Source organism: Zunongwangia sp. (assembly GCF_048269745.1).
In the GTDB taxonomy this organism is placed as follows: domain Bacteria; phylum Bacteroidota; class Bacteroidia; order Flavobacteriales; family Flavobacteriaceae; genus Zunongwangia.
In genome coordinates, this window is sequence record NZ_JBLXIB010000001.1 from 426,875 (window position 1) to 448,091 (window position 21,217).

General features: G+C 34.4%; 18 protein-coding genes. 5 read left to right on the forward strand and 13 right to left on the reverse strand.

All coding sequences use genetic code 11. The features are described 5' to 3' along the window. Nucleotides 1-227: 227 nt before the first annotated feature. Complete coding sequence (locus ACN0WI_RS01880; protein ID WP_417884911.1) at nucleotides 228-455, reverse strand: helix-turn-helix domain-containing protein; 228 nt, start codon at nucleotides 453-455, stop codon at nucleotides 228-230. 449 nt (nucleotides 456-904) lie between these two features. Between ACN0WI_RS01880 and ACN0WI_RS01885 the strand changes: the two genes are divergently transcribed. The 4 genes from ACN0WI_RS01885 to ACN0WI_RS01900 all read left to right on the forward strand — a co-directional run bounded on the left by ACN0WI_RS01885 (nucleotide 905) and on the right by ACN0WI_RS01900 (nucleotide 4,565). After that, nucleotides 905-1,693, forward strand: a complete 789-nt coding sequence (locus ACN0WI_RS01885; protein ID WP_417884912.1) for an RNA polymerase sigma factor — start codon at nucleotides 905-907, stop codon at nucleotides 1,691-1,693. Nucleotides 1,694-1,695: 2 nt separating this feature from the next. Continuing rightward, nucleotides 1,696-2,793 carry a hypothetical protein gene (locus ACN0WI_RS01890; RefSeq protein WP_417884913.1) on the forward strand — a complete coding sequence of 366 codons (1,098 nt, stop codon included), beginning with the start codon at nucleotides 1,696-1,698 and terminating at the stop codon, nucleotides 2,791-2,793. Nucleotides 2,794-3,397: 604 nt separating this feature from the next. Continuing rightward, nucleotides 3,398-3,946, forward strand: coding sequence for a hypothetical protein (locus ACN0WI_RS01895; RefSeq protein ID WP_417884914.1), 549 nt, complete (start codon nucleotides 3,398-3,400; stop codon nucleotides 3,944-3,946). Nucleotides 3,947-4,049: 103 nt separating this feature from the next. Further along, the gene (locus ACN0WI_RS01900) at nucleotides 4,050-4,565 is read left to right on the forward strand and encodes a porin family protein (protein WP_417884915.1); all 516 of its coding nucleotides are present in this window, start codon (nucleotides 4,050-4,052) and stop codon (nucleotides 4,563-4,565) included. A gap of 51 nt (nucleotides 4,566-4,616) precedes the next feature. On the opposite strand, the gene ACN0WI_RS01905 is transcribed toward ACN0WI_RS01900, so the two are convergent. From ACN0WI_RS01905 to ACN0WI_RS01930, 6 genes are all read right to left on the reverse strand, one after another. After that, on the reverse strand, nucleotides 4,617-4,928 hold the full coding sequence (locus ACN0WI_RS01905) for a DUF6730 family protein (protein WP_417884916.1): 312 nt from the start codon (nucleotides 4,926-4,928) through the stop codon (nucleotides 4,617-4,619). A gap of 12 nt (nucleotides 4,929-4,940) precedes the next feature. Next, entirely contained in the window at nucleotides 4,941-5,810 is an 870-nt protein-coding gene (locus tag ACN0WI_RS01910) for a relaxase/mobilization nuclease domain-containing protein (protein ID WP_417884917.1), read from the reverse strand. Continuing rightward, entirely contained in the window at nucleotides 5,807-6,328 is a 522-nt protein-coding gene (mbpA, locus tag ACN0WI_RS01915) for a mobilization protein MbpA (RefSeq protein WP_417884918.1), read from the reverse strand. Before mbpA ends, ACN0WI_RS01910 begins: the two co-directional genes overlap by 4 nt. Next, nucleotides 6,303-7,196: a toprim domain-containing protein gene (locus ACN0WI_RS01920; RefSeq protein ID WP_417884919.1), complete on the reverse strand. Its 894-nt coding sequence runs from the start codon at nucleotides 7,194-7,196 to the stop codon at nucleotides 6,303-6,305. Before ACN0WI_RS01920 ends, mbpA begins: the two co-directional genes overlap by 26 nt. Nucleotides 7,197-7,398: 202 nt before the next feature. Next, a complete protein-coding gene (locus tag ACN0WI_RS01925) occupies nucleotides 7,399-8,610 on the reverse strand; it encodes a primase-helicase family protein (RefSeq protein WP_417884920.1) in 1,212 nt (403 codons plus the stop codon). A gap of 54 nt (nucleotides 8,611-8,664) precedes the next feature. Beyond that, nucleotides 8,665-8,943 carry a helix-turn-helix domain-containing protein gene (locus ACN0WI_RS01930; protein ID WP_417884921.1) on the reverse strand — a complete coding sequence of 93 codons (279 nt, stop codon included), beginning with the start codon at nucleotides 8,941-8,943 and terminating at the stop codon, nucleotides 8,665-8,667. 427 nt (nucleotides 8,944-9,370) lie between these two features. Here ACN0WI_RS01930 and ACN0WI_RS01935 point away from each other — a divergent pair, with 427 nt between their 5' ends. Continuing rightward, entirely contained in the window at nucleotides 9,371-10,468 is a 1,098-nt protein-coding gene (locus tag ACN0WI_RS01935; protein ID WP_417884922.1) for a Fic family protein, read from the forward strand. Between the two features lie 399 nt (nucleotides 10,469-10,867). Here the strand turns inward: ACN0WI_RS01935 and ACN0WI_RS01940 are convergent, their stop codons facing one another. From ACN0WI_RS01940 to ACN0WI_RS01965, 6 genes are read right to left on the reverse strand one after another with little or no spacing between them, the layout of a single operon-like run. Continuing rightward, nucleotides 10,868-11,758 carry a carbohydrate kinase family protein gene (locus ACN0WI_RS01940; RefSeq protein ID WP_417884923.1) on the reverse strand — a complete coding sequence of 297 codons (891 nt, stop codon included), beginning with the start codon at nucleotides 11,756-11,758 and terminating at the stop codon, nucleotides 10,868-10,870. A 27-nt stretch (nucleotides 11,759-11,785) separates the two neighbouring features. Then, the gene (locus ACN0WI_RS01945) at nucleotides 11,786-13,339 is read right to left on the reverse strand and encodes a glycoside hydrolase domain-containing protein (protein WP_417884924.1); all 1,554 of its coding nucleotides are present in this window, start codon (nucleotides 13,337-13,339) and stop codon (nucleotides 11,786-11,788) included. Nucleotides 13,340-13,356: 17 nt separating this feature from the next. Further along, the gene (locus ACN0WI_RS01950) at nucleotides 13,357-14,754 is read right to left on the reverse strand and encodes a DUF4960 domain-containing protein (protein WP_417884925.1); all 1,398 of its coding nucleotides are present in this window, start codon (nucleotides 14,752-14,754) and stop codon (nucleotides 13,357-13,359) included. A gap of 46 nt (nucleotides 14,755-14,800) precedes the next feature. Continuing rightward, nucleotides 14,801-16,498, reverse strand: coding sequence for a RagB/SusD family nutrient uptake outer membrane protein (locus ACN0WI_RS01955; protein ID WP_417884926.1), 1,698 nt, complete (start codon nucleotides 16,496-16,498; stop codon nucleotides 14,801-14,803). Nucleotides 16,499-16,512: 14 nt separating this feature from the next. Next, nucleotides 16,513-19,614, reverse strand: coding sequence for a SusC/RagA family TonB-linked outer membrane protein (locus ACN0WI_RS01960; RefSeq protein WP_417884927.1), 3,102 nt, complete (start codon nucleotides 19,612-19,614; stop codon nucleotides 16,513-16,515). Nucleotide 19,615: 1 nt separating this feature from the next. Beyond that, nucleotides 19,616-21,211, reverse strand: coding sequence for a glycoside hydrolase family 32 protein (locus ACN0WI_RS01965; protein ID WP_417884928.1), 1,596 nt, complete (start codon nucleotides 21,209-21,211; stop codon nucleotides 19,616-19,618). Between the last annotated feature and the right edge of the window lie 6 nt (nucleotides 21,212-21,217).

Below are 21,217 nucleotides of genomic sequence, written 5' to 3' on the forward strand. Positions count from 1 at the left end.
TATTATATAATGCAAGATTTACAAAAAAATGTTGTTGTTTACAATATAAAAGATTTAAATCATAGAAAAATACGGAAAAACGTAAATAGTAAGAATTATTTGATATGACCTTTAGATCAATGATAAGTTTTAGGTTTGATGAGATTGAAAGAAAAATTTAACTTACTAAAGTTAAAACCAAAAATGACTTACTTTTTCTTTCTATATTATTCTGAAACAAACCTTATTTATAATGGGTTCTTTGGCCAAAAATCTTTTGGAGAACATTCTAAAATAATGGCAAGTTCATTTAAATGATTGAGATTATACTTTGCTCTGCGCGTTTGAGATTCTACATGAGAAATAAAACTATCGCTAAGGCCTAGCTTTTGAGATAAAGCTATTTGAGAGAGGCCTTTTTCTTTTCGCTTCTCCTTTACTGTATTAATTATATAAGTCTCTATTTTGCTAGCCATAGTCGATTATTCGACAATACAATTAGAAACTTATTTGTAATTTTAACAAAGGTACATGTACCATTAATTGTGTTTTTTATTATATTTGAGTATCGCTAAACAATTATGTAATCATTTATAAGTAATCTATTGCAAATAGAAATTCTATAGCACTATTCTTTTCCGGAAAGAAAGATAGTTGACTTATTAATGATATAACCACAAAACCAAACCTATAAGAAGAAACAAACCATCGTTTATTGAATTAGCCATTTAGGTTAGGCTAGAAGCTAGAAAGCCTCCCTTGAGTTTGACAGCTGGTGGGGAAGGCTTATGGCTTGATGAACTAATTAAAGACAAACAAAACCACAGCAAAATTATGAAAATTATAGACCATACCGAGAGAACTGTATTTTTTATTGATACAAGACTTGTTCGAAGATCCGATCCAACGTTAAAAACAGTTGGCTATGGAACGTGACTTCAAACTCTTAAAACAAGGACATCCTGATGCCATGGAATTTATCTACGCCAGGCACAGTCGGCATATCTTCTTTATTGGCAGGCAGCTAATTCAAGATGAGTTTGTTGTTGAAACGATCATGCAGGATGCTTTCCTAAAACTATGGATGCTTCGTGATACCATAGAGCGACCCGAACATGTGTTCTTTTTTCTACGTCATGTAGTAAAGAGGGAATGTACATTCTTTTATTGTCGTCCAAGAAATAAATTCTATCGTTCGATCAACCGCTTAGAATTTTATGAAAACTATCAGGATTATATGTACGGCTTTGATCCTGAAGCCGAAGAAGATCAGCATCTTTTGGATCAAAAGTCAGAGCAGGAGTATTATGACCGAATTAGAAATGTATTACCGTTTATAGAACCAAAGCGTAAGCAATTAATAGAGCTTTGTTTGAAATATGATTTTAAATATGCGATTATTTCCAAACTAATGGGCATAAGCGTTAAGCATGCCAGTAACGAAGTTTATTTGGCTATAGATGATCTAAAGCAAATTATTCATCGAGGAAGTAAACTAGATCAGCCGAATCCATCAACATCAGATTTCGAAAAGGAATCACAGGAAATGACCAATGAACAGGCAAAGGTGTTGAAATTACGATGTGAAGAAAAGCAATCCTTTTCAAAGATTGCGGAAGAGCTACAGCTTCCACAGAAGGAAGTCCACCGTCAATTTATGGTTGCTTATAAATTGATGCAGCAGAAACATGAAGAACAATTACAAACCGCCTAGTTATGGGTACATCCACAATGAAGCTTACTCGAAAAATCCAATTACTGATCGATCTCCCTACTCAGGAAGAACGCAAGGAAGCTTTGAGTAAATTATATGACTGGCAATATAATTGCTACCGTGCATCGAATCTTATCGTTTCTCATTTATACATTCAGGAAATGGTTCAGGAATTCCTTTACTTCTCGGAAGGGGTTCGATATAAACTGCTGGATGAAAAGAAAACAGAAAACGGCATATTTAATCGTTCTCGAATTAATACAACCTACCGTTTAGTTTCTGATCGTTTTAAAGGCGAGATGCCAACGAATATATTAACGCATCTGAATAGTACTCTGCTCAGTTCATTTCGACAAAACCGGGATGCTTACTGGAGAGGAGAACGATCCGTGAAAAACTTTAAAAGAGATATGGCTTTTCCGTTTAGTTTTGAAGGAGTATGTGGTTTAAGATACGATGAAGAAAAACATATTTTTCGGTTCCGCTTCTTTTCCATTCCAATGGTATTCTATTTAGGAAAAGACTATCACGAAACTCGCAAACTCATACATATATTAATGGAAGGAAAGCTCAAACTTCGCACATCCCATTTAAAGTTGGAAAAACATAAAATCTTTATGCATGCGGTTTTTGAGCTCGAAAAGGAAAAACACAGACTACAACCGGATAAGATAGCGGAGGCCTCCCTTTCGATTGAATATCCCATCATTGTCAAGACCGGAAGAGCAAAGTTGGCTATCGGTTCCAAAGAAGAGTTTTTACATCGTCGATTGGCGATTCAATCAGCGAGAAAGCGAGTAGAAGCTGGGGTGACCTATGCAAAATCAGGCAAAGGACGAAAACGTAAAACAAAAGCTTTGGAGCGATTTAAAAATGCAGAATATAATTATGTACAAAATCGCTTACATGTCTATAGTCGAAAGCTCATAGATTTTTGTGTAAAACATCAGGCCGGCACTCTTGTGCTAATGAACCAGGAAGAAAAAATAAAAATAGCTAAAGAAGAAGCTTTTTTATTTCGGAATTGGAGCTATTATGATCTTACGATGAAAATAAAATATAAGGCGGAGAAAGCCGGGATTGAACTTATTATTGATTGATTTGAATTAGTGGAGGGTGGCTGTACACCCGTAAGGTGAGGTTACTAAAAAACACTCACTAAGTGTTTCGGCATCTACAGTGCGTGAGCATTCTTATATAAAATAGTTGCTAATGGATAGCATAAAATGAATATACGTATTTGATAGTTTAAAATAGGGGGTAATTGTATACCCGTAAGGTGAGGTTATTTTTTTATAAAACACTCACTAAGTGCCTAGGCATATACAAAGGCGGAGCTTACTTATTTCATATAGGAAGAGTTTACAACAATTATATAAATTCAGTTGGTTGAAAATTTATTCAATAGGATGAGGAAGTTCGAATTAAGAATAAATCAGCGAGGGATGCTATAAAATAAAATTATTATATTCGTAAGTGTTAGTTAATTTAAGAATAGTAAATTTCCCTTAAAATCAAACACAATCGTAATTTTTTATAGATTTTCAAACACATAATGAACAAATTAGATATATAAATATCTCGAGAATTATTTCAAATCAAATCCGTTTCAGGAATAGAATAGATGATTTAAACCTTCAATATCCTTAAATAGGTTCTTAAATAATTAAAATAATATTTTCTCAAAATACCTAAACCCATAAAATGATAAAAAAGATAGCTTTATCCATATTCGTAATTTTTGTTATTTCTTGTTCAACATCAGATCAGGAAGATAAATCTATACCGTTATATTCTGGACGTTACAAAATTACTTCTTTCGAATCTAGTAAAGCCGTTGATTTAAATAATGATGGAACATCAAATATGGACTTATCTAAAGAGACCGCTTTCTTTTTTACGAATTCGATCTATGAAATAGAGATACGACCAATGATTGATCAGGATAATTATGCTAAACTTATTTCCTTTTCATTTCCAGAAGCCTCATTAAGTTTTTATGATTCAGAAAGGACGGATTATAATTTGGATTATATTGACGCTAGTTTTGGAACCTCTTATGAAGAAGTAGATGGCCATGTAGTATTGGAACAAAACGAATTTGATCCCTTCGGAGCAATTGAAAATTTTGAGTTGGATAATCACACGGAAACTCAGATTCATTTGACGCTATATAAAGACTATTATAATTTTGAAAGTGACTCTTGGGAAGAACTAAAGATTGAAGTAGGCTATAAGAAAATAGACCTATAAATACAGAGTCTACTTTCGTTATATTTTATTTTAGCCTAAAACGTGAAATATTTTAAAAAATAATATAGGTTTGCAAATCATAAATAATAAATCAAATCAAAAAATGTTTAAAAAATTATTTTTCGCAGTGATCCTATTAGCAGGTGTCAATTCTTTTGCTCAAGAAGTAAATTTTGGTGTTCAGGCAGGATATGCTAATCTTAAAATTTCAGAGAAGGGATCTGGTTATAGTTTTTCTGAAGCCGAATCTGGTTTTTATGTAGGCTTTTTAGCAGATTTTCATTTAGATGAAAATTGGCATATCCAACCTTCGGCAAATTACATGAGAATAAAAGAAGTTAATTTCCTTAATGTTCCGGTACTAGCACAATATTACATTGAAGATTCAGGGTTTTTTGTTCAGGCGGGACCTCAGGCTACTTTCATTCTAGAAGATGTGGACATTAATACCGTGGGATTAGATGCAGCTTTTGGAGCGGGATACCATATTGATGAGCATTTTTTCATAGAGGCAAGGTATGCTTTTGAACTTACAAACCGATATTCTGGAGATAATTATTACGATGACCTAAAAGCTCGTATTAATACTCTAAATATTGGTATAGGTTACAAGTTTTAAAAACCTATACTAAAAACTTATGAAAGCGAAAGATCAAATCTTTCGCTTTTTTTATTTCCGCAGCTCAAGGAACAACATCACAACTCCTATAATATTCAAACTCAAGGACACAAAAAACACAATGAGCGCCCACTTCGGATAGATCTTCGCCTCTTTAATCGTGTTAGATAATTCGTTAGAAATTCGCTCATATTCCTTCTTTTCAAAATCCAGAGTGTCTTCCAGGCTTGAAAGTCGTCGTATCAGGTCTTCAGTATCCAGGTGAATCCCTTGTGAGTAAATTTCTTCCAATCGTTTCATATGCTGCTCAAAGCTTGCCAGCTCGGAGCATAACAATTCCGATAGTTCATCAATTTTTGCCATAATTACAGAGGTTTAATATCCGATATCCATGCCTTTGGATATGGACTTTTTAATAACTTTTTGTGCAATTTCTTTCAATAGTTTTAAGCTGATTTGCACCGGTTCCGGGCTTTTAGCTAAACTGATCGCTTTATTGAGTGCTTTAAATTTCTCGATGCCATGTTCCCGTGCCATTTGTTTTCCGATATTGGACATACTCATGGAGCGGTGAACCGCGCTACCTTTAAGACTATGCCCATCAAATTCAAACCGAAAGCCCTGCAATTTTTGTTGCTTATTGATAAAAGGAATCGCCTTGACACCGTTAGTTTCCATCCCGCGCATATAAGCTTTATAGGTTTCCGGTTTAAACTGTTTCATGGTCAGCTCATGCCGGCGTTTGAGTTCCAAACGGATATCGGTAAGATTGATCTCCCGTATGAGCTGTACCTCACGAACGGTGGTCAGTTGATGTTCATGGGCTACCCGCTCGGCAGCATGCTGACTACGTTTACCTATAAAATTATCCTTGTAGGCACGCCCATCAAAATCAATTCGGTTGACATACAGATGTACATGCTTATGCTCTTTATCCTGATGCACAAAAGCAATCGCCTGTCGTTCGCCCAGTTTCATCTCCCGCATAAAGTCTTTGGTCAATTCTCCAAGTTTTCGTTGATCCAATGTCCGTCCATCTTCAATGGTAGGACTCAGGACAAACGACAGGGTATTACGCTCGCAATGCTCATTCAGCTTTTGAATCTGTTCAAACTCACGGCTAATTTCCTGCGGGGAATCTCCAACAATATTTTGAGCGTACACAATCTCTGCCTGCTTCTCCTGGTTCCATCCATACTTCATGGAAGCCTGGGTATGACTAATGGATTTTCCTTTACCAATCATAGATCCAGTTTTTTAAGATGTTGCTTCATGGCCTCGGCCAGCTTATAAACTTCAGTAGATAATCTCGGATCCCGTTTTCGAAACATGTTTCCTATAGATTTAAAGTTGTTATGAAATTTCACCAGGTCTTTATAGATAGCAATATGATCATCGCTCATCCGCTCATTGATAGATAGATCCATGGCTGATTTTCGACAAAATTCACTAAGGCTCAGTCCCGATCTTTTAGCCTTAATGTTCAGTAGTTTTTTCTGGTACAGCGTACACCTGAATTTGATTAAGGAGGTCTTCCCCTTAAACCTCTCTTTTTTTTCATTGCGACCATGGGGAGCAATCAAGATTGTGTCCACAGACACACATCTTGAATTAGGATCTATATTAGAATTTTCCGTTTGATGGGAACCCGTGTCCCCATCATTAGAAATCCTCGTTTTGCCCTCCCTTTTTTTTAGCTTTTCAAAGCTTAAGGAATAGGATGATTTCTTTTCATTTTCAAAGGGTGTTTTCTCGTCGAACATGGCAAAGTTTTTCGTTAAGATCTTTATGTGGATAAAAGCGATATCTCAGGTCAATCGCCTGAGCAAAATTTTCTAGTAAATAGGAAGTCATACGATCTCCGGCAGCATCATGATCCAGGAATAATAAAATAGGATTGGGATAAGCATTAAAGCCTTTGACGATTTCCTGAATAAAGGATAGGGAGTTGAGTATGATATGATCATGGGTAAAGAATAGCTCGGGATCTAATAGCGCTAAAGACAGGTAATCAAATAATCCTTCGGTTATGATCAAACCATTTCCATCCTGTTGAAAATAGCTATAGGATTTCGGAGAACTTGAAGCTTTATAAAAAGCATTCCGAAGCTCATAACCTCCCCGTCTATTTTGTAGACCAATCGCATAATACTGTTTTCCATATAATTTAAAATGAACTTCATTAGTCAATTCCCGAATCAGTTCTTTAGGAATACCCCGTTTTTTAGCATACCGGAGTAATTGAAAATTTGAGAGTTCCTGAACACAAAGTATATTAATCCCCTCCTTTTCCTTTTTAGAAATCTGCTTATGAAAAGACAAAGAAGGGTTTTTAAAATCTGTATTTGATAGTTGCTGATCATTGGCCAGAAATTGTAAAGCTTCAGCAATGGAACATTGTTTTAATGTAATAATCAGATCCAGGCAATTTCCTCCTTTTCCTAATCCGAAGTCGTACCATCTGTTGTTATGATAAGAGACATGGAAAGAGGCCTGTGTTTCTGACCGCAGGGGACTCAGAAACCAGGCTTCTTTCACCGTTGTTTTGCTGGGATAATGACCTAATTTAGCGAGTACATGTACGATGTCTAAATTACGGGCATGGTCACAGCATATTTTCTTTATTTTCATAAGCGTTCTATTTTCTGGATTTTTTTGATGAATTGATGAGAACCCCTTCTAAGCCCTTGTAGACATTGAGCTGAAGCTGTCATCAAAAATTCATCAATTCATCATTTTTATTTTCGACAGCAGGCTTTTATTCATCACTTTTATTTTTGATGAACATTTGATGAATAAATGATGAGCCACTAACCCCCTATAAATACAGGGCTTAGCCTTCAGCGTTCATCAATTCATCAAAATTCTCGGTCAAAAACGACCTTGAAATGTTAAAATAGCGGCCTTTCGCTTCCCGCTGCTCTATCGATCCATCTCCCCACCAGACCAATCTTTGATAGCAAAGTGTATTCTTTTGATTCTCTAATTTCCAGGAATTCTTCAGCAGTCTTCTCAGCTGGGTAAGATCCGTTTTAACCCGGGTCCGGTTCAGTAGTTGTAATGCATCAATCGGGCAGAGTTGAATGTCATCGATATTAAAATGATCCATACCCATAAGTAAAATGGTAGCCAGTTCCTTTTCTACCCGGTTTCGATTATTGGCAAGCAATTTTTTTAAGGCTGGCGTTTTTAACTGGGAAGGATGAAACCACATTCTGGTGAGATGTTTGGAATGCAATTGACGATGCTTTAAAAAATGCAGAAAGGCCGGAACTTCCCGGTTGAGATGGTATAGATAATCCGTTTCTTCAGCCGTAATTTTAGGAACTTTAAGCACCCAGAACCGGGTTTCATTACCATCAATCTTGATAAAGTTATCCTCATTATTACTGCATAGGATAAACTTTCCAAAGAACTCCACTTCCCGTTTATCCTTCCCTTTCGCCTCTAACTTATTAATGTTAGTGGTACTAAGGTATTTGATGCGCTCGGTCAGTTCTTCTTTATTGAAAAGCACTTCATCAATACAGATCAGTAGCTTATTCGCCCAATCCGCATTAAACTGACTACTAAAACTATCATTGGTCAGATAGGTCATGTTATTTTCAAAGATGCTTTTCAGCCATTTCAAAAAGGTACTTTTCCCGGTCGATCGTTCTTTCGAAACCAAACACAGGATCGGTAAGGTTTGCACCGGTTTGGTATATAAAAGTTGCAGATAGTCCAATCCTAATTCAAAATGCTCCCCAAAAATATGTTGGACGAAATTCAGGCTAAAACCTAATTCGCCCTGCAATGGGATATTACTTAAGGGAGAATATATATTATAAAAATTATGATAGACCGGTTTAAAATTCAGGTGATCCGGGATACAGGTAAAACCATCATATTTTGCAATTTTACTCAGGTACGATTTGCCATGATCCTGTCGAATGGTTTCTACACTCCAGGGCAGCAATAGCTCATTGAAATGTCCAGCAATGGTAGGAGCTTTGACTTTTTTATAATACGACGTCCCTACCCTTAAATATGGTATACTTTTCATAATAGATGAATTTGTGCTGAGAATACAGCAGGTTAAAAAATGAAAAGAATGTGCTTACTGATCCAGCAGCTGGTCTACTACGGGAGTATTAAGATCTTCTTTGGTCACCCGTTCATTTTGAAGAAGCCAGGAATTAAGCTTATGGATATCAAAAAAGATCCGCTTTCCATTAGGTTTACTATGAGGAATAGTGCCTGAAGCGGTAAGTTTATACAGGTAGTTTTTAGAGATTCCTGTATAATCACAGGCCTCATCGAAGGTCAGTACTTTCTTTACACCCAAAAGGAGGTTTTCAATCCTGTCGAGTTTTTCTTCTAATTTAAACTTGTCCATTGGTATTAGATTTAAAAATTGATAATGAACAAGACGTCTTGTAATCTATAGTAGAATTCTATCGATAAAAGTAGTACTAAACGCAAATATATAGCGACTGATACGTCTGTAGTTATTCACAGGTCTCTGTGATTTAATTAATTACACTTAAATACATTCAATTAGATTTAAGTGAGATCATATTATATTCCGACTCAAATTTTATTTGAACTGAATTGATTAGGTTTAATGTTTTGAAATATCGAAATCGGTCAATTGTTAATAACTATACAGATAACAAATGCTGAAAATAGAATAGAATAAAAAATATATTCCGTGTTAACTTAATTAGAATCCGTTACTGTAATCACGAATGAGCCGAATAATAATTTTATTCGGCTCATAAATTACGTATATTTGATTTGAATAACGTATTTATCTGGCTCATATGTATAACTGGCAACTTGAAAATTGGCCTTCTTTTGACTATAAGTCGAAAGCTATCGATGATATTGTGATTGAATTCGCTTCAGAGACAGGTGAAGTTAAAGGGATTATAGATAGCCTGCCTTCTGACTTTAGACAAGATGCGATTATACAATTTATGATCGATGAGGCCATTAAAACTTCAGCGATTGAAGGGGAATATTACAGTCGTCAGGATGTAATGTCATCGATCAAAAATCGATTGGATATTGGAGATGGTGCTACTATTAGAGATATCAGTGCCAGAGGAATTGCAGAATTAATGGTGGAGGTAAGAGAAAACTTTTCCGAACCTCTAAGCGAGCGATTAATTAAGGGATGGCATGCGATGTTATTTAGCCAATCCCGGTATATTCAGGCAGGGACTTATCGATCTGGAGAGGAACCCATGCTTATAGTATCAGGGAGATACGGGAGAGAAGAAATTCATTACGAAGCTCCTCCATCTCATCGAGTTCCTATGGAGATGAAACAGTTCATACAGTGGTACAAGGAATTTGATATTGAAAATAATGATATTCGAAGTTCATTGATCAAAACAGCTATCGCTCATTTATATTTTGAAACGATACATCCTTTTGAAGATGGAAATGGACGTATAGGTAGAGCCATAGCTGATAAATGTCTTTCGGAATCTTTAGGTAGAGTATTAGTATTAAGTATATCCACTGCAATCGAACAAAATAAAGCAGCGTATTACCAAGCCTTAAAAATGGCTCAGCGCTCTCTGAATATCACGGATTGGATTGTTTATTTCTGTAAGACTATCTTAACCGCCCAGAAAAATGCTAAAGCAGTTATTCGATTTATTCTAAAAAAAGCAAAATTTCTGGATCAACATCGGGAGAATTTAAATGATCGTCAGTTAAAAGTGATTTTAAAAATGTTTGATAAAGGTGTTGAAGGTTTTGAAGGAGGAATGACGGCGAAGAAATATACATCACTAACCAAAACTTCAAAAGCCACGGCCACACGAGACTTACAGGATATGGCTTCTAAAGGAATTTTGAAACCACGAGGAGGTGGACGAAGTGTACATTATGAGCTAAAATTTATATGAATAAATGTTAAAGTTTGTTAAAAGGTGCTGAATTCGGTGTATGTCTAAATATTAATTTATTTAAAATATTGATAATCAAAAATATAAATGTTTGGTTCGAGTCTCGTCCAGACCGCAAGATTGCAAAAAGCCTTTCAGAAACGAAAGGCTTTTTTTATTGGTCTAAAATTAATTTTAGGGTAGCCTCAAAAGTTTAAAAAATCTGGATCTATTTTAAGGAAAACAAGTAAGCAGTTAAAAGCTTTTTTCATTAGTCCGGAAAGTGGCTTTTTTGCTTTATAGCTTTTCTTTTAATTAGCACAGAGACTTTTTCTCGTCTATTTTTAATTAAAAATGCATAAAGCCAATACGGAGTATTGGCTTTATTGATAAAAATCAAGAATTTAATAGTTCAATGCATTATTGAGGAAACATAAATTTTTGTATTTGTCTAGTTTCTAATATCGGATTAGCCCCTTCTTCAGCTGCAACAAGAGCCCCTACTGCACAAGCAAAATCTAGGCTACTTTGTGGATTTTTATTTTTTAATAGCCCTGCAATAATACTCGCTAAAAAAGAATCTCCTGCGCCTACAGTATCTTTCACTTTAGTTTTAAAACCGCTATTATAGTAGCGATTTTCATTTTTTAATAGTACCGCTCCATGCCGACCTTTAGTTACACATATTGTAGGAGTATTAGTTTTTTCCGCTATAAAATGCAGGTTTTGTTCCAATGAATTATGTTTAGAACCAAGTAACTCAGCAATTTCAAAAAGCTCATCATCATTAAATTTAATAAAGTCAGCTTTTTTCATCAGTTTGATAAGTAAATCTTTGTTATAGAATGGAGGGCGTAAATTAATGTCGAAGACTTTATAAGGGGCCACATCTAACAACTTTAATAAACTGTTTTGAGAGGTATGATCTCGGCATGCTAAGCTGCCAAAAATAAAAACTTCGCTTTTTGAAACAGCCAATTTTGTATCATTATTAATTTCAATTTTGTCCCAGGCTGCAGGATGAACGATTTCATAACTAGCTGATCCTTCTGAAGAAAGTTTTACATTAACTACACCTGTAGAATAGTTATTTTGGATATTAATATATTCTGTTGAAACACCTCTATCTTGAAGGTAAGTTTTAATTTTTTTTCCATTTTCATCGTTCCCAACGCAACTTATCATTCCAGTTGGAATTTCAAGACTAGCAAGACGTGAAGCTACATTAAGTGGAGCTCCGCCAATGCGTTTTCCACTAGGAAAAACATCAAATAAAACTTCACCATAACAGATTGCCGTATATTTATTCATTATTAATTTTTTTAGTAAAAAGAAGTATTAATTAGTATTGAGTTTTAGATTTTTGAAATTAGTATTTATCTCATCTGCAAAAATTCCCCAATTTTCTTTACCCAATCCATAAATCCGATTGGAAAAAGCTTTTTCATTATTGATGTAAACGATACAAATAGATTCTTCTAAAATTATTTCAATAGAATAGTCTTTTCCTGTTTCCAGATGGAAAGGAATACTATTTTTTTCTTCTCCATTTACAACGCAAACGATACGATTTTTAGATGAGTCAAAAACAATCTTACTTGAATTTTCTATATCATTTTCTATGTTAAATATAAAACCTGTTTTGCCATTATCCCCTTTAATAGTAATGTTGGTAGTTATTCTGGCCGGTAGTTGAGAAAAAGGATAAGTTATATAGGCAGGATTTTTTGTAGCATCTAACTCAAAGTTATTTTCATTTTGACTGATATTACCTACAGTATTAATTGCTTGTAGTGTTTGGTTATTTTTGAATATATTCAGGATTGATGATGGAGGTTTTACACCTAAACCTCCATCATCTTTTTGAATAAGTTCATGGGTGACTAAATTTCCCGCCCATTCTTTATTTCCTGTATTATTTTCTGGAAATCTTCGAGCAGTCCAACCAAATAGAAAACGTCCATTTTCATTAGCGGCTGTTTTACCAGCATAAAAAAATTCTCCATCAAGTAAGTCGTTTTTTGGTGTCACCCATGGTCCTTTGGAAGTTGAAGCAATTCTATAATGAGTAACTTTTTTATTCCAATTTTCTGAAAATAATAGGTACCAGTAATTTCCCATCTTGAAAATATCAGCACATTCCATCATCAGGTAATTTTCTGCTAGAGAAGAAGTATATAAAGGGTCTTTTACTTCCCATTCTTTATTCACTGGATCTGTAGAAGTAAAAAGTAAGATTGCGGCTTTGCGTTGATCTGTTTGTGCGCTTACCAACATCCAATATTCTTGCTCCTCTGAATTATAAAAAACATATGGATCGCGAAACTCGAAATCATAATATCCTTCTGGTGCTGTCAATAAAAAATCGTTTGTTTTTTTCCAGTTTTTAAGATCATTACTTTTAGCAAGTAGAATGCTTTCTCTTGGATGATCTTGAATATACTCGGTATTTCCGTTGTGGCCGGTGTAGTAAAAATAATATGTTCCATTAATGTTAATAACAGAACCTGTACCTATAGCAAAATCAGGATCAGCAGTTTTTCCGTAATTAATCATTCTACCTTGATAATCAAAATCTGTAAGATTTTTACTAACAAATTTATGAATATCATGAAAGCCCTTGCCCACAGGTTTAGTTTGAGCATCATGAAGAAAGAAAATGTGAAATTTCCCATCTTCAAAATATGGCATAACATCTCCAACCCAACCAGTCGTTTCATAAGGATTAGTTTCGCCTTTCCATCCTGATGGGGGATTTGGGTAAAGTTGAAGTTTTTCGTTATGTTGATTTGTGGGAGGAATTTGGGTAGTATCATCGTCTTCTTTACTACAAGAGAAAAAGAAGATTACTACCCAAAGAATTAGATAACTTTTATTTGAAATATTGGTCACTTTTCTTTATTTTTTGATTATTTTTTACTTAAATATTCAATTGCATTTTTGGTAAGTGTTTGGATATTTAACAGAAATGCATTTGTTTCACTTGTGCTACCATCAGGATCATTTTCATTGTACCAATCGTATGCTCCAAAGCCAATAACTATAGTATTACCCTGATTATTATTAGGAAATTCAGCTATGGCTACACGTCCATCTAGATTATCATCCCAAGACTCGCTTGCTAAATTAATTCCGCCGGTTTGATCTCGCCATCCTTTCCCATTTTCATAGCCACCCCATTCAGGAAGAAACCACCAAGCAGTATGGTTTAGTCTAAAAATGCCTTTCTCCAGAAAGTAGGCTTTACCATTTTCAAAAGTATTTAGCTCTTTAAATATAGGGTGTTCTGTATGTGTTTTAAAAGATATACCCCAGGAATTATTTTTCTCTACAAATCCATTAGGTAAGAAATCACCGAAAACATTATTAGGCCCTTTTCCTTCGGGTACTAATTTTAATGCTTCTACATATTTTGCAGCAAATGTACTTAATAGTAGACCTCCTCCTTGCGAATAAAATGCTCTTATTTTATTGATAACTATTTCATTAAAAGCTATTTCTGGTAAATCCATACTGGAGTCGAAATGCCACCATATAACAGAGTAATCCAAGTTAGCACCATCGATTATATCATTAAAGGATATATAAGTTACATCCTGAAAATTGGAAGTAAGCCAATTAGCAGCAGCTATTTCATCGGGATTACTTATATCATCCATAGAGTTGGAAACACCAAGATAAGCTACTTTTATGCCTGAGTTAGGCATAGTTATCACAGCCTCATATTTTTCTGTTTTTCCGTTACCATTAACAGTAAAAATAACCGGATTTGAAAAATCTAAACCAGTATTTGGGTTAGGAGAAATCGAGACACCTTCTGATAATTGAATGTTTGGTTGCAAATTGGTAATATCAATTTCATCATTTGCAAGAACCAAACTTATTACTTTACTATTATTATTTATAGTAGCATCTATTCCATTTATGGAAAAATTAGTAATAGGTTTTAACACTTGCGCAGTAACAACATAATCTTTATATAAGTTACCATTAATAACTCGATACTCTATAGTATTATTTAGATTGATAGGACCATCAATAAATGGATTTATCTTAGCTTGTTTTGGCAAAATAACCTGAGGAGATACAGAACTGATGTCAGTTCCATAAGGCAGAGTAAGGTTTATGTTTCCTGTTTGGTTATTGATGTTACCCTCCAAATCATTAATCATGAATGATTCAATATTAACTGATTTATTTAAGATCAAGCTTTCATTATTGTCATCTTCACAAGAAAAGTTTATCGATATAAATCCTATTAAGAATAAAAGGAATATATTTTTTTTGGCTTTTATAGTTATTTTCATGATTTTAAAATTATATGTTCACGCCTCAACAGCGCTTTTTTAAAACTTAGTAACCTGTATTTTGTTTATACTCGCCTCGACTAAAATTAATCTGTGCTTGCGGAATCGGAAGATATTCTTCTTTATTTTTATCAAAATGTGCATTTTGATAATATTTTATACGTTCTTGTTCTTTGCTGTAATACCGGTTTAGCGTTTCTGCAGCAATACCCCATCTTACTAAATCAAAAAAACGGTTTCCTTCCATAGCAAATTCTAAGCGTCGTTCCCATCTAAGTGCTTGTCTTGCATTTTCTTGGGTCCAATTAATGTTCTCCCCATCTATATATGGTTTTATTACTGAATTTTTTTCATAATCAGAAATTAAGGTAGTGCTTTGCGCTGCTCTCTCTCTAATTTGATTGATTAGAGGGAGTGCCTCATTTTGTCGCCCAAGTTCTATTAGAGCTTCAGCTCTAAATAAAAGTACATCTGCATATCGAATTTCTATTCTATTTTTAGAATTTCCATAAAATGGATCAATATTTACAAAGCAAGAGCAGTCTGGCGATACATTTTCTTTTAAGGAAGCAAAGTAACCGTATGTGCCAGGAGAACGATTCCAATTTTCTTTATAAATATAGTCTTCATTATATTTGAAAGGCAGGCCTGGAATAGCTACAGTATGAAATAATCTTGGATCTAATTTAAAGCTATCTAAATTTTGATAATCTACATTTACAGTATTGTAGTTATCGAACATAGGTAAACCTTCTTCAGTAGCTTTATAAGCATTTACTAAATTCTGGCTTGGCTTATGGAAATCGCAACATCCAATTCCTTGAGGAGTTGATAGTACATCTGAAAAATTAAGCCTTCCATGAAGCGTTCCATCATTATCTGAAAATTGTATTGCAAAGATAGATTCAGGACCATTCTGGTAGCTGCCAGATAGGAAGTTATATCCGAAGTCTTTTTCTAAACTATATTTTCCGATTACATGTTGAGTAGCCTCTAAAACCATTTGTAATTTTTCTTGATTAATATTAATTACGTTATGATTTTCATCTTGTTCGTATGCTTGGTACAATCTTGTTTTAGCAAGATAAGCGTAGGCTGCAGTATTATTAACTCTTCCTTTTTGTTCTTGATTTTCAGGTAGGTTTTTTGCAGCAGCTTCAAAATCTTGAGAAATGGCCTCCCATAGCTCATCATTATTTAATGCTCGATTAGAAACTGATCCATAATCTTCCACTGGGATATCTTCAGTTATATAAGGAACATATTTGAACATAATTTTAAGCATGAAATAAAAATGTCCTCTTAAAAATCTCATTTCAGCTATACGCTGTTTTTTAAGCGGAAAATCATCTTCATTTACTCGGTTTAGAGCATCTAAGGCTTTATTTACTCTTGAAATAGCGCTATAACTGTTAAACCAAAATTTATCCAATTCTCCAAAATCTGTTCTTATATTTTCAGATACTTCCATAAAGTGGAATACTTGTATGTCATTTGGTCCACTTCCACCTTTGTATGCATCATCAGACCTAACATTTCCATATGGCCAAAGGCTAAAAGGAATGTCATAATGATCGTTACCGAGAGCCGAGTAGGCTGCGGTTACAAATCCATCTACATTTTTAGGAGTGATAATTTGATCTTCGCTTAAAACTCCACTAGGTGTATTATCTAAATAATCAGAACAGGAAAATGTCAAACTGATTAAAAGAATAGCACTTGTTATATAAATTATATTTTTCATTTTTTTAAATTATATTATAAGGAAATGTTTAAACCCGCAGTTAGTGTTAACGGTTGCGGATATCCGAATCCGGGGTTTTCAGGATCTTGCCCTGTAAAGCCTGATGAGGTTAGCGTAAGAAGATTCTGCCCACTTACATAAAAGCGTAAATTTTCGAAGCTATATTTTTCTATTAAACTTTTAGAGAAGGTGTAGCCTAACTGGATATTCCTAAGCTTTAGATAGCTACCGTTCTCTACATAATAAGTAGAAAGTCTAGACTCGGCATTAGCATCTATAGTTGTTAATGCAGGAATTGTTGAGTTTTTATTATTTGGAGACCATGCATTAAGTAGGCGAGTTCCTTTATTTGAACCTACATCATCTACACTCCAAAAATCAGTTTGAAATTTACGATTATTTATAATATCTGCTTTACCAATACCTTGCCAGTAGGTTGTAAAGTCAAAATTTTTGTAGCCTAAGCTAATATTAAGAGAATAATTAAAATCAGGATGGGGATTGCCAATCCAAGTTTGATCATCGTCAGTTATCTGTCCATCTCCATCTAAATCTACATATTTTAACCTTCCTAAGTCTTTTCCAGGTTGATCTGCAGAATTTTCTAGCTCTTCTTGTGTAGTAAATAAGCCATCTGTAACGTACCCATATATTGAGTTAATGGGTCTTCCTAGTATATTGTCATCTTCTCCATCTCCTCCATAGCTATTTTGTACTTCTTTAGGCAAAAAGGTGATTTTATTTCTGTTTGCAGATATGTTTCCAGAAACTTCATATGTAAAACCCCCGTCGGTTTCATTGCGATAAGTAAGCGCGAATTCCCAACCTTTATTTTCCATAGAGGCACCGTTAACCCATCGATTTCCTCCTTCTCCTATAGCTCCTAAGTAAGGAGGGAGTACAAGTATGTCCTTAGTCTTTTTAAAATAATAGTCTAGACTTCCGAACAACTTATTCTTTAAAAATCCAAAATCAAGACCAATATTGGTTTGTGTAGTCGTTTCCCATTTAAGGTCTTTATTTCCTATTTGTATTCCTTTATAACCAGATGGTAATAAACCGCTACCTGATCCTGTGAAATCATATGCGGTTCCATGAGAGGTTTCCCATGTAGGATCTCCTCCTGCATAATCTGCTACATATAAAGAATATGCTGCACTATTATCGATTTCTTGATTACCAGTCTGTCCCCAACTTGTACGCAATTTTAAATCGGTAATAAATGGATATCTATCTTTTATAAAGCTTTCTTTACTTAGTCTCCAGCCAGCAGAAAATGCTGGGAAAGTACCAAACCGATTGTTTTCCCCAAATCGAGAAGAGCCATCTCGTCTGATTGTAGCTGAAAATAAGTATCTATTTTTAAAAGTATAGTCTAGTTTTCCAAAAAAAGATAATAGCTTGTAAGAATTTGCCCCACCTCCATTAAAAGCTTTTCCTGTACCAGCATCAGGGTACATATAGTCTGAATTTTCTATAATGAATCCTTCTTTTCTTACGTAAAGGTTTTCGTAGTTAGCTTCAAACATTTCTGTACCTGCAAGAAAATCAAGTTTATTTTCCTTAAAACTCAAGTTATAAGTTAAAGTGTTACTCCAGGTATATTTCATATCCCTGTTTTCATTTATAATTACTGCATTTTCTTCATTTTTAAGGTATCCTGATACATAGCTTAACTGGAAAGCACGTTGGTAATAATTGCTGTAATCTACTCCAAAATTACTTTTCAAATTAAGATCTTCAATTATTTCTAGGTCTATAAAAGCATTTCCAAAAAGTCGATGATAATCATAGCCGTTGTTTTTATTAGCATCTAACAAACGAGCAGGGTTCTGTCGATCGTTCATACCTCCAACAGGTCCTCCCCAACCTTCTCCATCTACAGTATGTACAGGAATTATTGGTAAAGCTCTTAGTGCAGGATCTAATACACCAGGATCTTGAACTTCTTCGGTTTTATTGATTGAAAAATTTTCTCCAATAACTAATCTACCATCAAAGAAATTATAATTACTATTCATTCGTGCTGAAATGCGGTTAAAATATGTTGTCTTTACAATCCCTTCATTATCATAGTAGCCCAACGAAAAAAGATAATTTCCTTTTTCAGAACCGTTAGTTACAGAAAGATTATAAGATTGAACAAATCCATTTTGGGAAATTTCATCATACCAGTCTGTATCACTAGATTTCAAAGTCTGGTCTGAGTCTAAAAACTCAGGTACAAGAACATTATTTAAAACCGGTTCTCCATTTTCATTTACACCCCAACCAAACTGATACCTAAGATTATTGTTATTAGGATCTAAACCGTCATTAATATTTGCTTGCCATAGAACCTCCCCAAATTCCTTAGCATTAAGAACTTCTTGTCTGTCTGTATAGGTAGAAGTCGAAATATAACTATCTAAGTTAATACGCATTTTTCCAGAAGTACCTTTTTTAGTGGTTATTATAATTACTCCATTAGATGCTCTAGATCCATAGATACTTGCCGAAGCTGCATCTTTTAAAACTTGTATTGATTTTATGTCGTTAGGATTTAGCTCATGCATTCCAGATTTTGTTGGAATACCGTCTATAACATACAAAGGATCAGTATTGTTTAAAGTACCAATTCCACGAATACTAATCGAAGTATTCCCTCCGCTAGGAGAACCATCTGTAGTTATTTGGACCCCTGGTAATCTTCCTTGCAATGCCTGAATAGGATTTGCTTGTGGTTGTTTATTTATTTCCTTCATATCTACTACAGATACAGCGCCGGTTATATCAGTTCTTTTTTGAGAAGTATAGCCTACCAAAACAACATCACTAAGCTGTTGTGCATCTGTAGATAAGGCAATGTTTATAGTTTTACGCCCATTTATAGGAACAACCTTTGTAATAAAACCAAGGTAACTAAAAGTTAAGGAGTCTTTTAAGGTAACATTTTCTATTTTATAATTTCCATCAAAATCGGTTGTAGTTCCGTTAGTAGTTCCTTTTATCATTATATTAACGCCTGCTAACTGCATACCATCAGTAGCAGAAGTGACTACTCCAGATATATCTACCTCTTGTGATATAAGTATACCAGGTAAGAGGAGTAGAGAAAGTAAAAATTTTAATTTCATATTAATTAGTGTTTAGTTGATTAATTTTTAAAGAATTTATACGGAAGCTTTCCTTTCCATTTACCCAGAATTGGTTGTAAGGTTGATGGGGGAAAAATATCTCTGTTATTACAGTTTCTCCATCATTGAAGAATATTTCAATAGAAGTTTTATCGATTAATAGATGAACTTTAAGATTATTTTTATTGGAAATATTAGGTGCTACAGATGGTTTAGAGCCAAAAATTTCATTAAAATCAATTAGGCCAGATTTGCTTCGGTCTAAAAAAAATTTGTTTGTGGTATGATCATAACCAAATTTTAATTTATCTCCCCAATCATTACTAAATACAAATTCATATGAATCATCCTTGAAGTCTGGTATTTCAAAACTTATTTCAGCTTTGCTGAGATCTATTTTAGTATTTTCAACTAGGTTCTTTCTTTCAGAAATTTCTAAATGATTTTTAGAAAGTACATTTTTCCTGAACTTATCAAGTTCTCGTACTGGTGTAGAACTAATGAAATATTTATTATCTTTTTTATGCAATTGTAATTCTCTAGGAATTGTCATTGTACTTCTCCAGATTTCAGTAGGAACCTCATTAGCATACTCCCAATTAGACATCCATCCTATAAATAAATTCCGACCATCTTTTTCCGGAATATTAGTCCAAGTAACACCAGCATAATTATCTTTTCCAAAGTCTATCCAATAGTTGTGGTCTTCACCTAGCTCTTGCATAGATGGGTCTAGGGTGAATTTTTCACCGTTAAAATCTCCTACAAAGTATTGTGTTCCAGAACCACCATTATAGCCACCAGGATTTAAACTTTGTATGAGTACCCATTTCTTTTCTTTGCTATTCTGAACTTTCATTTGAATAAAATCGGGGCATTCCCAAACTCCTCCATGAGCACCAATGCCATGGCCAAATTCAGATGCTAATTTCCATTCTTTTAAATTTTTAGAAGTATAGAATTTTGTTTGATCACCAGCAGAGAGTACCATTATCCATTGTTGATGTTCCTCGTCCCAATTTACTTTTGGATCTCTAAAATCCCGAATTCCTGGATTTTCGATTACCGGATTACCTTCGTATTTAGTCCAAGTTTTACCTTTATCAGTACTATACGCAATGGCCTGAGTTTGATAAATTTCTTTACCTTCTTTTTCAGCCTTAGGGTCGTGATAGGTAAACATCGCAATTATAGGGGGAGTGCTTCCATCTCCAAAACCTGAAGTGTTTTTTGTGTCAACTACAGCACTTCCTGAAAATATATATCCTTTTTCATCTGGTTTTAGTGCAATAGGTTGTTCTACCCAATTTATTAAATCTGGGCTAGTAGCATGCCCCCAGTGCATTGGTCCCCAGGTATTGCCTTCTGGGTAATACTGAAAGAATAAATGATAGGTGCCGTTAAGATAAAACATGCCATTAGGATCATTCATCCAATTCTTTTTCGGCGTAAAGTGAAAATTAGGTCTGAAGTCTTGATTAGATTGGGCTACTGTATCTTGTTTTGATATGGCCTCTTTTCCCTTATGATTTTTACATGAAGTAAATGCCAATCCACTCAAAACCAAAAAAATAAAAGGTTTTAAAATATATTTCATAATTTT